Here is a 15,674-nt window from a genome sequence, read left to right on the forward strand (position 1 = left end):
CGGTACAGCGTGACCCGCAACACAGGCGCGTGACCCGTGCCTGACCCGCAATTCGGGCCGCGACTCAGCGGCACACTCAGGGGGACTGGATGACTACTGAGGCATCTGACTGGATAGACACCGCACTCACCTACGGCCCGTCGGTCGACACCATCGGCACGCTCGGCCCCGCCGGCACCAGCAGTGAGCAGGCCGCTTTATATCTGTGGGCCGACCGGGGCCGGGGCGCGGTCCCGGACATCCGGCTGTACGACACCTACGAGCAGGCCGGCGAGGCGCTGCGCGAAGGCGCGGTGAGCCATCTGGTGATCGCCAACGCGTACGCCGGCGTGCACAGCTTCTACATGGACCCGAAGCTCCGCTTCGCCGGTGCCTTCCTCTTCGACACCCCGCACTACGGCATCGCCGTCTCGCCCGGGCACCCCATTCCGAAGCGGGCCCGCATCGCGACGCACCCCGCACCGCTCGCCCTCGTAGGGGAGCTGCTGCCCGAGGAGTACACGGTGGAGGAGATCCTCTACGCGACCTCCACCAGTGCCGCCGCCGGCCAGGCCCGCCGCCGTGAGACGGATCTGGCGCTGACCACCCAGCCCGCGGCCCTGGCCAACGACCTGGAGTTCATCTCCCGGACCCGCCCGATCCGCATGCTCTGGTCGGTCTTCACGCTGGCCGGTCAGACGGCCTGACCGACCCGTCAGCAGGGGGCAGGGGTGGCGTACGGGCCGGTCCCTGCCGTACGTCACCCCTGCCCGGGCTGCCCACGAACGCCGAGGAAGGAAACGCCCACCCATGCTCTTGATCGACCGTGCCACGGTCCGCCGGGTCTACCCCATCGAGCGCGCCACCGAGGTCATGGCCGAGGCCATGCGCCGCTACAGCTCCGGCCTCGTCGACCAGCCGCTGCGCACCATCCTGCGCCCGGAGCGCGACAGCGGACTCCTCGGGACCATGCCGGGCTTCGTGGCCGGTGAGGAACTGGCCGGATACGGACTGAAGGCGATGGTGCTCAAGCCGGAGAACCCGGCCCGCGGCCTGGAGCTGCACATCGGGATCGTCATGGTCTTCGACCCGGAGACCGGCGCCCCGCTCGCACTGATGGACGCGGGCGCCGTGACGGCCGTACGGACGGCCGCGGTCTCCGCGGTGGCGACCGACGCGCTGGCCCGGCCCGACGCGGGGGACCTGGCGGTCCTCGGCTCCGGGGTGCAGGCCCGCAGCCACCTGGAGGCCATGGCGGTGGTCCGCGAGCTCCGCCGGGTACGGGTGTGGAGTCGCACCCCGGCCAACGCCGAGGCCTACCGCCAGTGGGCCGCGAAGGAGCTCGGCATCGAGGTCGAGGTGATGGGCAGTCCCGCCGCCGCCCTGGACGGGGCCGACATCGTGTGCACCACGACCGCCGCCAAGGAGCCCGTCGTGGAGGCCGGCGACCTTGCCCCGGGCGCCCACGTCAACGCCGCCGGCGCCTCCTTCGTCGACCACCGGGAGCTGTCGGCGCGGGCGGTGGCGCGAGCTGCGTTCTTCGTGGACAGCCGCCAGTCGGCGCTCGCCGAGTCCGGTGACCTGAAGGCGCCGCTGGACGCCGGGCTGGTCGGACCCGACCACATCCTCGCCGAGCTGGGCGAGGTGCTGCTCGGCCGCCATCCGGGCCGCCGCGACGAGCGGGAGATCACCGTCTTCAAGTCGCTCGGGCTCGGCGTGCAGGACATCATGTCCGGCTTCGCGATCGCCGAGGCGGCTGCCGCCCAGGGGCTCGGCCAAGCCTGGGACCAGGACTGACGCGACACCCGAGAGGACGCACAACCCGCCATGAGCACAACCAGTACGTCGCCGAGCGCTCCCAGCGCACCGGGTACGGCCAGAGCAACGGGTACGGACACGCCGACCGGTACGGACACGCCGACCGGTACGGCCCGTACGACGGCCCCCGCGCCCCGCGCGGTGCTCGCCGCCGTCCCCGCCTATGTGCCCAAGCCCCCGGCCCCACCCGCCGAGGGCCCCTCCCACCGGCTGTTCCTCAACGAGAACCCGTACCCGCCCCTGCCCTCCGTACGGGAGACCATCGCCCAGGCGGCGGCGCGGAGCAACTACTACCCGACCATCCACCCCGAGCGTCTGACGGAAGCCCTCGCCCGGCGGTTCGACGTCCCGCCCGGGCATCTCGTCACCGGTCCCGGTTCGGTCGGCATCTACCAGCAGATCGGCCAGGCCATGCTGGAGCCCGGCGACGAAGTCGTCTACGCCTGGCCGTCGTTCGAGGCGTATCCGATCGTGGCGCGGATCGCCGGTGCCGTGCCCGTGGAGGTGCCGCTCCTCGACGGCGTCCACGACCTGGACGCCATGGCCGCCGCCATCACCCCCCGGACCAGGGCCGTCTTCCTGTGCGAGCCCAACAACCCCACCGGGACGGCCGTCGGCGCCGCCGAACTGGACCGGTTCCTGGACCGGGTGCCCGGTGATGTCCTGGTCGTCCTGGACGAGGCGTACTTCGAGTTCTACCGCTCACCCAGCGCCCCTGACGGCATGAAGCTGCACCAGGCACGGCCCAACCTGCTGGCGCTGCGCACCTTTTCGAAGGCCTACGGGCTGGCGGGGCTGCGCGTCGGCTACGGCGTCGCGCAACCCGCGATCGCCGAGGCCCTGCGCAAGTGCGCCGTGCCGTGCGGGGTGGGCCGTCTCGCCGAGGAGGCCGCGCTGACCGCGCTGCGGGTGGAGGGGGAACTCTTCGAGCGGGTGGAGCGGATCGTCGCGGAGCGGGAGCGTATCCGCGCGGCGCTGCTCGGGCTCGGCTGGGAGGTACTGCCCAGTGAGACCAACTTCCTGTGGCTGCCGACGGGGGAGGGCACGGAGTCGGTGGCGCGGGAGTGGGAGCGGCGCGGCCTGCTCGTCCGGGCCTTCCCGGGCAGCGGCCTGCGGGTGACCGTGGGCGGCCTGGAGGCGAACGACCTGCTGATCACGGCGGCGAAGGAGACCCCGCCGCCGGGCCGGTGACCTGCTCGCGCGGGGGTCCGTACGGGCGTCACGCCGGGCCGGTGACCTGCTCGCGAGGCGGTCGTACGGGGGTTACGCCGGGCCGATGACCTTCTTGCGCATGTGCCCGTAGACCAGCGATGTCCGTACGTCGGCGAGCTCCGGACGCTTCGTCAGCTTGTCCAGGACCACCGCGTGCAGGTGGTCGGTGTCGCGGACGGCGACGTGCACCAGGAAGTCGTCGTTCCCGGCGAGGACGAAGAGCGAGATCACCTCGGGCATCCGCTCCAGGAAGGCCTGGAAGGACTCGATCACCGCACGCGTCGGCGGGCGGACGCGCACGGCGATCACGGCCTGCAGCCCGCGGCCGATCGCCGCGAGGTCGGCTTCCGCGTGGAAGCCGGTCAGGACGCCGCGCTCGCGCAGCGACCGGATCCGCTCCAGGCAGGTGGACGGGGCGATACCGAGCGCTTGGGCCATGTCCCGGTTGGTGCGCCGACCGTCTTCCTGGAGCATCCGTACCAACGCCGAATCAAGTTCGTCCATGCTCGCCTCACTCTGCCGTATTCCGAAGGTAATTCGGATTCTACGCGTCACCTTCGATGATCTTGCTAACCTCCTCCTCAGTCGACTGGCTTTTGTTCGGACGGCGGTGCGTTCGGCGGTGGTGGAGAGGGGATTCAGGTGCGTGAGCGAGGGCCCAGCATGGGGGCGGTGAGTGCGGTGGTGGCGGCCGCACTGTTCTGGAGCAGTTCGTACGCGGTGACCAAGCACGTGCTGCAGGACGTCGGCCCGCTCAGTATCGGCGCCATCAGATTCACCCTGGCGGCCGTACTCCTGGCCGTACTGGTGCGGCTGAACCGCAATCGCCCGGCGCGGCCGGACGCACCGCAGCGGCGGCAGCTCTACGTGAGCGGATTCCTCGGCATCACCGTCTACTTCGTCCTGGAGAACGTCGGCGTCGACCTGTCCACGGCGTCCGACGCTTCCCTGATCGTGGCCACGTACCCGCTGATGACGATGCTGCTGGAACTGGTCCTCTACCGGACCCGGATGCCGCTGCTGCGTGTGGCGGGCGTGCTGCTGGCCACCGTCGGCGCGTTCCTCGTCGTACGCAACGGAGCCGAGGTCGGCGGCAGTGCGCGATGGACGGGAGACATCCTGCTGCTGCTCGGCGGGCTGGCCTGGGCCGGGTACAACGTACTCGGCAAGCGTGCCAGCGCCGGGCAGAACGCCGTGAGCGTCACCTACTACCAGACCGTGGCGGGCGCGGCGGGATTCCTCCTCGCCTCCCTGCTGGAGGCGGGCGACTGGCGCATGCCGGGCCTGACCTCCTCCTCGCTGCTCGTCTACCTGGCCGTGGCGTGCTCGGTCGGCGGCTTCCTGCTCTACAACTACGGCCTGCGCAGGATGGCGTCGAGCGTCGCCGTGAACATCCTCAACCTGGTCCCGGTCTTCGGCGTCCTCGGCGCCGTCGTGATCAACGGGGAGTCGATCCGGCTGGCGCAGGCGGCGGGCGGCGTCATCATCATGGTCGGGGTGGTGATGGGCATGATCGAGCGGGGCCCGGGAACCACCGCGAAGCAGAGGCAGCAGCCGGGCGAGGCAGCGGGCGCGAGCCGGTCTTCCGAGACGGAGACGGAGACGGAGACCGAGGCCGAAACCGTGGCCCAGACCGTGGCCCAGGCCCAGGCCCAGGCCCAGGCCGAGACCGAGGCCGAAACCGTGGCCCAGACCGTGGCCCAGGCCGAGACCGAGACCGAGACCGCGACCGCCCGGGCCTGAGCCTGGCCGCGGCTGTACGGGGAGCTTCACGACCCCGCGGGCGCCGCCACCACGTACTCGTACTCAAGGTGACTTCACTTGGCGTCCGCGTAGCACTCCACCACCGCCGTGGTGAAGGGGAAGCGGACCGGGGTGTCGCCGAAGGCGATGCGGCCGGCCCGGGCTCCGGCGGCGCGGATCGCCTCCACGACCGCCTCCGCCTCCTCGGCCGGGCAGTGCACGATCACCTCGTCGTGCTGGAAGAACACCAGCTCGGCGCGCATCCCGGCGGTGGCCTGCCGTAGCGCCGCGAGCAGCAGCAGGGTCCAGTCAGCGGCGCTGCCCTGGACGACGAAGTTACGGGTGAACCGGCCGCGGGCCCGGGTGTCGGTCGAGGCGTAGCTCGGGGTCCAGCCGTCGTCCTGCCGGGGCGCGGGGATGCCCGCCTCCCCGTCGTCGGACTCGGCGGCGGTGACGGGCGGCGGGCAGGTGCGGCCCAGCCAGGTCCGTACGAGCCGGCCTTCCTCCCCGGCCCGGGCCGCGTCGTCCACGTACGCGACGGCCCGGGGGAAGCGGCGGCGCAGCGCGGCCAGGTTCTTCAGCCCGTCTCCGGAGGTCTGCCCGTACACGGCGCCGAGCACGGCGAGTTTGGCCTTGTCCCGGTCGCCGGAGAAGCCCTCGCGGGAGACGGCGGTGTAGAGGTCCTCGGGCCGCCCGGCCACCTCCATGAAGGCGGGGTCCCGGGAGATGGCGGCGAGCACGCGCGGCTCCATCTGGTCGGCGTCGGCGACGACGAGCCGCCAGCCCGGGTCGGCCACGACGGCCCTGCGGATCACCTTGGGGATCTGCAGGGCCCCGCCGCCGTTGGTGACCCAGCGGCCGGTGAGGGTGCCGCCCGGGACGAACTCCGGGCGGAACCGGCCGTCGTGGACCCAGTCGGCGAGCCAGCCCCAGCCGTGGGCCGTGTAGATCCGGTAGAGCTTCTTGTACTCGATCAGCGGGCGGACGGCCGGGTGGTCGAGCTCCTGGATCTCCCAGCGGCGGGTGGACTTGAGCTTGATCCCCGCCCCGGCGAAAGCCCTGATCACATCCGCGGGCAGCTCCGGGCGGACCCGCCGCCCGAACGCCGCCGACACCTCGTCGGCCAGCTCGGCCAGCCGCCTGGGCTCCCCGCCGCCGGCATACCGCTCGCCCAGCAGCTCGCTCAGCAGCGCCCGGTGTACGTCGGCCCGCCAGGGCAGGCCCGCGCGGTTCATCTCGGCGGCCACGAGGAAGGCCGCGGACTCGGCGGCGGTGAGCAGCCGCATGCGGTCGGGGTGGGCGGTGGCGTCGAGCCGGCGCGCCTGGTCGGCGTGGACGGCGAGCAGTGCCTCCAGGGGCAGCGGCGCCGGCTGCGGGTCGAAGAGCGAGGACTGGGTACCGGGCTCGGCGGCGCGCTGCGGTGGGTCGGCCGGTACGGGGCCACCGGTGAGCCGTGCCCACGCGGCGGCGGCGGAGCGCGGCTCGCCGCCGCGGCCCTCGTGGCCGAGCAGCAGGACCTCGGCGTCCTCCACGTCGTAGCACCGCTCGACGCGGACGCCGGCCGTGAGGAGACGGGGGTAGACGGCCGCGGTGGAGCGCCACACCCACCGCGTACCGGCGGGGGCCGCCCGCACGGCCGTGGCGGGGTCGCGGACGGTGATCCGCCCGCCGCCCGCGGGAGCCCCGGGACCCCCGCCGCCCACGCGGGCCCCCGGTCCGCCGGGGACCACGGGATCCACCGGTTCCACCGGTTCCACGGGGGCGGCATGCCACCATCCGTCGCCGTCCTCGGCGAGGGCCCACCGGGGGATGCGGTCGCTCATGGGTGCGAGTGTCCCACCGGGGTGTGACAGGCCCGGCCGGGCCGCGCGGCGCCGGATCTCCGCTCGCCCGCCCGGCCGACCGGGACGACCCCGGAGCTCGGCCCCCGGCCCGCGCCCGGAGCTCGGACCGGGACCGGGCGGGGACCGGGACCGGGCGGGGACCGTCGGGGCCGGGGGTTCCAGTGCTTCAGCACGCCGTGGACGGCATCTCGCAGCCGATGCCGACCTCACCGGCCCGCCGCCCGGCCCGCCGCCCGGCCCGCCGCCCGGCCCGCCGCCCGGCCCGCCGCCCCCACACCGCGGCCGTCCGCCCCGGGAAGGGGGCGCGGGGCTGACATGCCAAGCTGAGAGGCGTGAGAGACCTTGCCGAAACCGTCGACCGAGCCTTCGCGGCCGCCCTCTACGCCCAGGACGACGCCGGCCTGGACACCGGCGCCTCGCTGCTCGTCACCGAGCCGGGGCAGTGGGCCGGGGTCGGGCAGGAACTGCTGGCGCGCGGGGAGGCGTACGTACGGCAGGGCTGGGAGCGCGGCTGGCAGCCGGCCGACGTGCTGCGGCTGGTCCGCCGGGACCTCGACGAGCGGCACGTGCGGATCACCGGTGACCTGATCGCCGCCGAGGCGCGCCGCTACGCCCGGCTGCCCGAGCGGTGGACCGAGGCCGAGGTCTGGTGGGGCGCGGACACGGCGTACGCCGACCGGCTCGCGCAGCGGGAGCGGACGGACCGGTTCACCCTGGCCACGGCGGTCCTGGAGGTGCTGCGGCTGCTGATCCGGCTGCCCTCGATCGAACCGGTCGGGCCGCTTCCGGGCGACCCGGCCGACATCGCCGGGCTGTCGCCGTCCGCGCACATCGAACCGCGCATGCTGGGCCGGATCCGCGCGCTGCTCGCCAAGGCGGAGGCCACCACCTTCCCGGAGGAGGCGGAGGCGCTCAGCGCCAAAGCCCAGGAGCTGATGGCCCGGCACACCGTGGACGAGGCGCTGCTGGCGGCGCGCGGGGGCGGCGCCGCCCGGCCGCCTGGCGCCTGCCGGATCGGGGTCGAGCCGCCGTACGAGGAGGCCAAGGCGGTCCTGCTGGACGCGGTGGCGACGGCCAACCGCTGCCGGGCGGTGTGGAACAGCGGCTACGAGTTCTCCACGGTGGTCGGCTTCGAGAGCGACCTGGAGGCGGTGGAGCTGCTGTACACCTCCCTGCTCGTGCAGGGCACGGCCGCGATGACCCGCGCGGAGGCCGCGCAGCGCTCCGGCGGACGCAAGCGGACGAAGACCTTCAGGCAGTCCTTCCTGCTCGCCTACGCCAGCCGGCTCGGCCAGCGGCTCGCCGAGACCGCCGAGCACACGGCCACCGAGGCCCCGGACAACCTGCCGGCCCTGGTGGCGCGCGACGTGGCGGTGACCTCGCGGGCGGAGGAGATGTTCCCGCGCACCACGACCACCCGCTTGCGCGGTGCGACCGACCACGCGGGCTGGGAGCACGGCACGGCCGCCGCCGACCGGGCACGGATGGGCGGGGAGGACCGCCGCGCCCTGCCGTAGCCCGGGCCCGGCTCCCCGCGTGATCGGGACACCACGCCGCGTGCACGTGCATCTGCCCGTGCAGCCGCTGAGGAACAGAGCTATGATCCGGTGCAGTTGACATCTGCACTATCGGGGGCTTCCTGTGGACCACGCGTACAACGGGATAGCAGCTGCAGAACTCGCTTCCTTGTATGAGCTGACCTGGCAGAAGAGCAGACACAGCAATTCGCAGGGGTCCTGTGTGGAGTTCGCGAAACTGCCCGGCGGCGATGTCGCCATGCGCAACTCGCGTTTTCCGGACGGTCCGGCACTCGTCTACACGCCGGCCGAGATAGAGGCGCTGCTTCTGGGCGTCAAGGACGGCGAGTTCGACCACCTGACCAGCTGAGATCAAGCCGTGCACGTGCACTGGCCGGTACCGATCTCGTGATCGGTACCGGCCAGTCGTCGTCCGTGCGCGTCCGGATCCCGGCGGCCCTGGAATCCGCCAGGCGCTCCGCTGTGCTCCCTCAGTCCTGGAGCAGGAAGAGCGCCCAGACCACCTTGCCGGTCAGCCGCCCCGCCAGCGGGTGCCAGCCCCAGCTGTCGCTGTACGAGTCCACCAGGAACAGCCCGCGTCCGGACTCCAGGTCGAAGTTCTCCTCCGTGCGCTCCGGCGAGAAGGCGCCGCCGGGCCGGTCCTCGCTCGGGTCGCGCACCGCGCACACCAGCCGGGTGCTCCACCGCATCAGGTGCAGCCGTACCGGCGGCTCCGCCTCGCCGCCCGCGCGCCGCGGATCGTCCGGCAGGGCATGGCGCAGCGCGTTGGTGACGAGTTCGGACACGACCAGCGACACGTCGTCGAAGCGCTCGTCGAGCCCCCACTGGGCCAGTGTCGAGCGGGTGAAGGTGCGCGCCGCGCGCACCGCTTCGAAGCAGCCGGGCAGGGCGCACGACGCGGACCCGGAGACAGCCGTGGGGTCGACCGGGGGAAGCCCCTGCCGTAACGGCTCCAGCATGGTCGATCCATTCGTCCCCATGCGAGGCACTCCCGGGATTCGCGGACGGAGCGGCGGGCTCCGGCCAAAGAGAACTGCGGGGTGGGTCCGGCGCCGGCGTGAAACTGAACGCAGGTGCGCGGCACCATCGTTCCCAAACGCCGCGCCGGATGCAAGGGCAGATGCACGTGCACGCGCCGGACCTGTCCCCTCCCGTGACGGTTCTTGCTCATTTCTTCCGGCGCATCCTTGCGGACTTCTTTTCCCGGAGGCGGGATTCCGTTACAGAACGAGTACGGGCCAATGCGTTTTGGTGGCAGACTGCGGCCCCTGGGGTACGGGGGCCCCGCGCACACCACGGCGATGGGGAGGGCAGGACAAGTGACCGCAGAAGCGAGCGGTTCTGTGGTGCGCCGCATCCTCCTGGGTTCACAGCTCAGGCGATTGCGTGAATCCCGCGGCATCACCCGTGAGGCGGCCGGCTACTCGATCCGCGCATCAGAATCGAAGATCAGCCGCTTGGAGTTGGGAAGGGTGAGCTTCAAGTCCAGAGACGTCGAGGACCTCCTCACGCTCTACGGAGTCACGGACGCCGCTGAGCGCGAGTCCCTGCTCGGACTGGTCCGGGAGGCCAACGCGACGGGCTGGTGGCACAGTTACGGCGACGTGCTGCCCGGCTGGTTCCAGACGTACGTCGGCCTGGAGGGCGCGGCCTCGCTCATCAGGATCTACGAAGTGCAGTTCGTGCACGGGCTGTTGCAGACGGAGGCGTACGCCCACGCCGTCGTCGCCCGCGGCATGGCCGGCGCCACCGCCGCCGAGATCGACCGCCGCGTCGCACTGCGCCTGGAGCGGCAGAAAGTGCTCGTCTCCGAGAGCGCGCCCGTCTTCCATGCCGTGCTGGACGAGGCGGCGCTGCGCCGCCCGTACGGCGACCGCGACGTCATGCGCGGCCAGCTGGAGCACCTCATCGAGGTCTCCCAGCGGCCCAATGTGCAGCTCCAGGTGATGCCGTTCTCCTTCGGCGGCCACGCCGGCGAGAGCGGAGCCTTCACCCTGCTGCGGTTCCCCGAGTCGGACCTTCAGGACATCGTCTATCTGGAACAGCTCACCAGCGCCCTCTACCTGGACAAGGACGAGGAAGTGGGGCAGTACGAGCGGGTCATGGAACGGCTCCAGGCCGACTGCCCCGACCCGGACCGGACGCGGGATCTCCTGCGCGGTCTGCTCCAACTGTCTTGATCGGCACGTACTATGACGTCTGATCAGTGCATGATGACCGATCGGTCTCCGGTGCAGCGCAAGGGTGCGCGCTCGCAGTAAGGGATGGCATGTCCATATTCACCGACCTGGCTCGCCAGTACATCGACGGCGAATGGCTGGCCGGCACCGGTTCGTGGGACATCATCGACGTCAACCCGTACAACGGGGAGAAGCTCGCGGCCATCACCGTGGCCACCGTCGACCAGGTGGACCGGGCCTACCGCGCCGCCGAACGCGCGCAGAGGGACTGGGCCGCCACCAGCCCCTACGTGAGACGCGCGGTCCTGGAACGCGCCCTTCGGATCATCGAGGAGCGCGAGAAGGAGCTCGTCGAGGTGATGATCGACGAGCTCGGCGGGACGCGCCCGAAGGCCCAGTACGAGGTCTACCTCGCCATGGAGTTCATCCGCGAGGCGATCCAGCTGGCCGTCCGGCCCGAGGGCCGCATCCTGCCCTCGCCGGTCGAGGGCAAGGAGAACCGGGTCCAGCGGCTGCCCGTCGGGGTCGTCGCCGTGATCAGCCCCTTCAACTTCCCCTTCCTGGTCACCCTCAAGTCGGTCGCCCCCGCCCTGGCGCTGGGCAATGCCGTCGTGATCAAGCCGAACCAGAACGCGCCCGTCGTCGGCGGCGGGGTCATCGCCAAGATCTTCGAGGACGCCGGGCTTCCGGCGGGCCTCCTCAACGTCCTGGTCACCGACATCGCCGAGATAGGCGACGCGCTCCTGACCCACCCCGTGCCCAAGGTCATCTCCTTCGCCGGTTCCGACCGGGTCGGCCGGCACGTCGGCGCGGTCGCCGCCCGCCACTTCAAGCGCACGGTCCTGGAGCTCAGCGGCAACAGCGCGCTGGTCGTGCTGGACGACGCCGACCTCGACTACGCGGTGGACGCGGCCGTCTTCAGCCGCTTCGTCTACCAGGGCCAGGTGTGCATGGCCGCGAACCGGATCCTGGTCGACGCCTCGGTCGCCGAGGAGTTCACCGAGAAGTTCACCGCCCGCGTGCGGAGCCTGAAGGCGGGCGACCCGCGCGACGCCGAGACCCAGATCGGCCCGCTGATCAACTCTTCCCAGGCCGACGCCCTGACCGCGCTCGTGGACCGGGCCGTGGAGGGCGGTGCGCGGGCGCTCGTACGGGGGACCACGCGCGGCAACGTCGTGGAGCCGACCGTCCTGGCCGGGCTCCCCGAGGACTCCCCGCTCCTGCGCCAGGAGATCTTCGGGCCCGTCGCCCTGCTGGTGGTCTTCGACGGCGAGGACGAGGCCGTACGGCTCACCAACGCGACGCCCTACGGCCTGAGCGGCGCGGTCCACACGCGGGACGTGGAGCGCGGTGTCCGCTTCGCGCAGCGGATCGAGACCGGGATGATCCACGTCAACGACTCCACCATCGGGGACGAGCCCCTCCCGGCCTTCGGCGGCGAGAAGGCCTCCGGCCTGGGTCGGCTGAACGGCGAGGCCACGGTCGAGGCGTTCACCACGCAGAAGTGGATCTCCGTACAGCACGGCCGGACGCGCTTCCCGTTCTGAGGGGCGCGGCCGAGGCGCGTCTTCGGCATCCGACCGGGCACGCTCACAGCCGCCGCGGCCGTCGCCGTGCCCCCGCCGGCGGCGGCGGGACACCCCCTAGACTCGGCCGGGCGAGTACGGCGTCGCCCGGGGGAGATCAGAGTTGAGCAACATACCGGAGACCGGCCGGACCCCTCGGGTCCAGAACCGGCTCGTCGTCATCCAGATCGTGGTCTTCTCGCTGCTGCTCACCCTGGGCGGGCGGCTCTGGTACCTCCAGATACGCAATGGCCAGGAGTACACGGACGAGGCGAAGAACAACCACGTCCAGCAGGTCGTCCAGCCCGCCGTGCGCGGCTCGATCCTGGACGCGCGCGGTGTCCCCCTCGCCGACAACGCCACCCACCTCGTGGTCTCCGCCAACCGCACCGAGCTGCTCACCATGAAGGACCGCGGCAAGGAGGTCCTCACCCGCCTCGCCGGAGTCCTCGGCATGAACCCCCAGGACGTCATCGACAAGGTCCGGCTCTGCGACGCCAAAACCCCGCAGCCCTGCTGGAACGGCTCGCCCTACCAGCCCATCCCGGTCAGCGACGAGGCCACCACCGAGCAGGCCCTGCACCTGCGCGAGCACGCCGAGGAGTTCCCCGGCATCACCGCCGAGCCGACCGCCCTGCGGCGCTACGCGGCCCCCGACCAGGCCAACACCTCCCAGGTGCTCGGCTACCTCTCGCCCGTCACCGACGAGGAGATCGCCAAGGCGAAGAACTCCGACTCGCCCTACCTGCGGTCCGACCAGGTGGGCCGCTCGGGCCTGGAGCGCACCTACGACAAGGAGCTGCGCGGCAAGGCCGGCATCACGCGGTACGAGGTGGACAACCTCGGCCGCGTCATCGGGCAGGCCCGGAGCGACAAGGCCCAGGCCGGCTCGAACGTCGTCACGTCGATCGACTCGCGCGTGCAGGCCGTCGCCGAGCGCGAGCTGCACCACGCGATGGTCGAGGCCCGCAAGGGGTACGACCGGAACACGCACCGCAACTACGAGGCGGACTCGGGCGCCGTCGTGGTCATGGAGTCCAAGACCGGCCGCGTCGTCGCGATGGCCTCGAATCCGACCTACGACCCGAACGCCTGGGTGGGCGGCATCTCCGCCAAGGACTACGCGGCCCTCACCGACAAGAGTTCCAACTACCCCCTGCTGAACCGGGCCATCCAGGCCCAGGCCGCCCCCGGCTCCATCTTCAAGGTGGTCACCTCGACCGCCGCGGTGAACGCCGGCTACCCCTTCAACGCCCGCTACCCCTGCCCCAGCTCGTACACGGTCGGCAATCAGACCTTCACGAACTTCGAGTCGCAGGGCTACGGCGACATCACCATCGGCCGGGCCCTGGAAGTGTCCTGCGACACCGTCTACTACAGCCTCGCGGACCGGGAGTGGAAGAAGGACGGCGGCATCAACCCGAAGAAGAACCCCGCCGACTGGTTCTTCAAGACCGCCCACGAGTTCGGGCTCGGCAAGCGCACCGGCATCGACCTGCCGAACGAGGTGCCCGGCCGGGTCCCGGACCGCCAGTGGAAGCAGGACTTCTTCGAGGCGAACAAGGCGGCCTGGTGCCGGGACGGCAAGAAGAACGGCACCTTCGCGGAGAAGATCGCCTACGAGAACTGCCGCCAGGGCAACCAGCTGCGCGAGGGCGACGCGATCAACTACTCGATCGGGCAGGGGGACACGCTCGTCACGCCGATCCAGATGGCCTCCGTCTACGCCGCGATCGCCAACGGCGGCACGCTCCACCAGCCCAGCGTCGGCAAGGCGATCGTCAGCGCCGACGGCACCTCGGTCCGCGAGATCACCCCGAAGGTGCAGGGCAAGCTGCCGATGGACGCCAAGACGCTCGACGACATCGACGGCGCCCTCGCCTCGGTCGCCACGACCGGCAGCGCCGCCTGGCGGTTCGGCGGCTGGCCGCACCAGCGGATCCCGATGCACGCCAAGACGGGCACGGCCGAGGTCCAGGGCAAGCAGACCACCTCGTGGTTCGCCTCCTACACCGAGGAGTACACGATCGTCATGACGATCTCTCAGGGCGGCACCGGCTCCGGCGCCTCCGGGCCGGCGGTGCGCAAGATCTACGAGGCGATGTACGGGCTCGACGCGACGGGCAGGCAGGACCTCTCCAAGGCCCTCCTGCCGCAGCCCGCCACCGCACTGCCGGCGATCCGCCCGGACGGTGAGATCGCCGCTCATTGAGGACGGAACCTGACCGCAAGTCCCCCTAGCTTGACGGGTGTCGGCAGGGCAAGGGCCCCGGCGGCGATCCGCAGGAAACCCACACACGAAGGCGGTCGGTCATGGCTCAGATTTCCGCAGAGGTCCCCGGTGACGAGCGGGGCACCCTGCTGGCCTTCGTCGAGGCCCAGCGCGTCGCGATCCGCGAATCGCTGCTCGGGCTGAGCGAGGAGCAGGCGGCGAGCAGCCCCAGTGCCAGCGAGCTTTCGCTGTCGGGGCTGCTCAAGCACGTGGCGCAGGTCGAGCTCGGCTGGCTGCGGATGGCCCAGGAGCGGCCCGACGAGCGCGCGCAGACGGGGCAGAGCCGGGAAGACGGCTTCCGCCTGGTCGAGGGCGAGTCCATCCCGGCCGTCCTGGCCTTCTGGGACGGGGTGGCGGAGCAGACGGCGGCCTTCATCACCGCCGCCCCCAGCCTCGACCAGACCTTCCCGCTGCCCCCGGCGCCCTGGTTCCCCGAAAACGGCAAGGTCTCGCTGCGCTGGATGCTCCTGCACCTCGTGGAGGAGTTCGCCCGGCACGCGGGCCACGCGGACATCGTCCGCGAAACCCTGGACGGCACCCGCGCCATGTCCGCGTAACCGCCCCCGTCCTCAGCGCTCCAGCGGCGTGCTCCCCGCTTTCCCCCCTCGGCGCTTGCACCTCACGCCACGTGAGGGACCACAGTGAAGGGCGTACCCGAACAGAGGAGGGGAAGGCGATGAGCTACTCCGTGGGCCAGGTCGCCGGTTTCGCCGGAGTCACGGTGCGCACGCTGCACCACTACGACGAGATCGGGCTGCTCTGCCCGAGCGGCCGCAGCCACGCGGGACACCGGCGGTACGACGACGCCGACCTCGACCGGCTGCAGCGGATCCTGTTCTACCGGGAGCTCGGCTTCCCCCTCGACGAGGTCGCGGTCCTGCTGGACGATCCGCGGTCGGATCCGCAGGAGCATCTGCGCCGGCAGCACGCCCTGCTGTCCGACCGGATCGCCCGGCTCCAGCAGATGGCCAAGGCCGTTGAGCACGCCATGGAGGCGAAGAAGATGGGCATCAACCTCACGCCCGAGGAGAAGTTCGAGGTCTTCGGGGAGTTCGACCCCGACGACCACGCCGAGGAGGTCGAGCGGCGCTGGGGCGGCACGGACGCGTACGCGGAGTCCACCCGCCGGGCCGCCGCCTACACGAAGGACGACTGGAAGCGGATCCTGGCCGAGGCCGAGGCGATCAACGGGCGGCTGGCCGCGCTGATGGATTCCGGGGCCTCCCCGGAATCCGCAGGGGCCATGGACCTGGCGGAGGAGCACCGCGGCTGGATCGACCGGAACCACTACACGTGCTCGTACGAGATGCACGTCTGCCTGGGTGAGATGTACGTCGCGGACGAGCGTTTCGCGGCCCACTACGACGCCGTCCGGCCGGGCCTGGCGGTGTTCCTGAGGGACGCGATCACGGCCAACGCCGTCCGCAAGGCGTAGGGCGGAGTTCCCGTACGGCCCCCTTCCGGTACCTGGAACCGGGCGGGGGTCGTGTGCGTTGATAATTGAGACCACTCGCACCGCCCCG

The 15,674-nt window shown here is 71.7% G+C and carries 13 protein-coding genes and 1 pseudogene; 11 read left to right on the plus strand and 3 right to left on the minus strand.

The genetic code is table 11. The features are described 5' to 3' along the window. Positions 1 to 89: 89 nt before the first annotated feature. The 3 genes from ACWDX7_RS15690 (at position 90) to ACWDX7_RS15700 (ending at position 2,988) form a co-directional block, all read left to right on the plus strand. Positions 90 to 686 carry a prephenate dehydratase domain-containing protein gene (locus tag ACWDX7_RS15690; RefSeq protein WP_451491410.1) on the plus strand — a complete coding sequence of 199 codons (597 nt, stop codon included), beginning with the start codon at positions 90 to 92 and terminating at the stop codon, positions 684 to 686. Between the two features lie 103 nt (positions 687 to 789). Continuing rightward, positions 790 to 1,776 (plus strand): ornithine cyclodeaminase family protein, encoded by a 987-nt coding sequence (locus ACWDX7_RS15695; RefSeq protein ID WP_451491409.1) that lies wholly within the window; start codon positions 790 to 792, stop codon positions 1,774 to 1,776. Between the two features lie 30 nt (positions 1,777 to 1,806). Beyond that, positions 1,807 to 2,988: a histidinol-phosphate transaminase gene (locus ACWDX7_RS15700; protein WP_451491408.1), complete on the plus strand. Its 1,182-nt coding sequence runs from the start codon at positions 1,807 to 1,809 to the stop codon at positions 2,986 to 2,988. A 72-nt stretch (positions 2,989 to 3,060) separates the two neighbouring features. Here the strand turns inward: ACWDX7_RS15700 and ACWDX7_RS15705 are convergent, their stop codons facing one another. Continuing rightward, on the minus strand, positions 3,061 to 3,513 hold the full coding sequence (locus ACWDX7_RS15705) for an Lrp/AsnC family transcriptional regulator (RefSeq protein ID WP_451491407.1): 453 nt from the start codon (positions 3,511 to 3,513) through the stop codon (positions 3,061 to 3,063). A 159-nt stretch (positions 3,514 to 3,672) separates the two neighbouring features. Between ACWDX7_RS15705 and ACWDX7_RS15710 the strand changes: the two genes are divergently transcribed. After that, positions 3,673 to 4,752 carry a DMT family transporter gene (locus ACWDX7_RS15710; protein ID WP_451491406.1) on the plus strand — a complete coding sequence of 360 codons (1,080 nt, stop codon included), beginning with the start codon at positions 3,673 to 3,675 and terminating at the stop codon, positions 4,750 to 4,752. A 74-nt stretch (positions 4,753 to 4,826) separates the two neighbouring features. On the opposite strand, the gene ACWDX7_RS15715 is transcribed toward ACWDX7_RS15710, so the two are convergent. After that, positions 4,827 to 6,575 carry a bifunctional 3'-5' exonuclease/DNA polymerase gene (locus ACWDX7_RS15715; protein ID WP_451491405.1) on the minus strand — a complete coding sequence of 583 codons (1,749 nt, stop codon included), beginning with the start codon at positions 6,573 to 6,575 and terminating at the stop codon, positions 4,827 to 4,829. A gap of 353 nt (positions 6,576 to 6,928) precedes the next feature. On the opposite strand from ACWDX7_RS15715, the gene ACWDX7_RS15720 reads away from it, so the two are divergent. After that, entirely contained in the window at positions 6,929 to 8,113 is a 1,185-nt protein-coding gene (locus ACWDX7_RS15720; RefSeq protein WP_451491404.1) for a DUF2786 domain-containing protein, read from the plus strand. A gap of 124 nt (positions 8,114 to 8,237) precedes the next feature. Next, positions 8,238 to 8,483 carry a DUF397 domain-containing protein gene (locus ACWDX7_RS15725; protein WP_451491403.1) on the plus strand — a complete coding sequence of 82 codons (246 nt, stop codon included), beginning with the start codon at positions 8,238 to 8,240 and terminating at the stop codon, positions 8,481 to 8,483. 121 nt (positions 8,484 to 8,604) lie between these two features. On the opposite strand, the gene ACWDX7_RS15730 is transcribed toward ACWDX7_RS15725, so the two are convergent. Beyond that, a complete protein-coding gene (locus ACWDX7_RS15730; protein ID WP_451491402.1) occupies positions 8,605 to 9,114 on the minus strand; it encodes an ATP-binding protein in 510 nt (169 codons plus the stop codon). A gap of 321 nt (positions 9,115 to 9,435) precedes the next feature. On the opposite strand from ACWDX7_RS15730, the gene ACWDX7_RS15735 reads away from it, so the two are divergent. The 5 genes and pseudogenes from ACWDX7_RS15735 to ACWDX7_RS15755 all read left to right on the plus strand — a co-directional run bounded on the left by ACWDX7_RS15735 (position 9,436) and on the right by ACWDX7_RS15755 (position 15,586). After that, positions 9,436 to 10,314 (plus strand): helix-turn-helix domain-containing protein, encoded by an 879-nt coding sequence (locus ACWDX7_RS15735; protein ID WP_451491401.1) that lies wholly within the window; start codon positions 9,436 to 9,438, stop codon positions 10,312 to 10,314. Between the two features lie 89 nt (positions 10,315 to 10,403). Further along, a complete protein-coding gene (locus ACWDX7_RS15740) occupies positions 10,404 to 11,861 on the plus strand; it encodes an aldehyde dehydrogenase family protein (RefSeq protein WP_451491400.1) in 1,458 nt (485 codons plus the stop codon). Between the two features lie 142 nt (positions 11,862 to 12,003). Next, a pseudogene (mrdA, locus tag ACWDX7_RS15745) lies at positions 12,004 to 14,085 on the plus strand (penicillin-binding protein 2); the annotation flags it as partial. A 107-nt stretch (positions 14,086 to 14,192) separates the two neighbouring features. Next, the gene (locus ACWDX7_RS15750; RefSeq protein WP_451491399.1) at positions 14,193 to 14,708 is read left to right on the plus strand and encodes a DinB family protein; all 516 of its coding nucleotides are present in this window, start codon (positions 14,193 to 14,195) and stop codon (positions 14,706 to 14,708) included. A gap of 119 nt (positions 14,709 to 14,827) precedes the next feature. Beyond that, entirely contained in the window at positions 14,828 to 15,586 is a 759-nt protein-coding gene (locus tag ACWDX7_RS15755) for a MerR family transcriptional regulator (protein WP_451491398.1), read from the plus strand. Positions 15,587 to 15,674: the final 88 nt, after the last annotated feature.

The sequence above is a fragment of the Streptomyces sp. NPDC003034 genome, assembly GCF_053591375.1.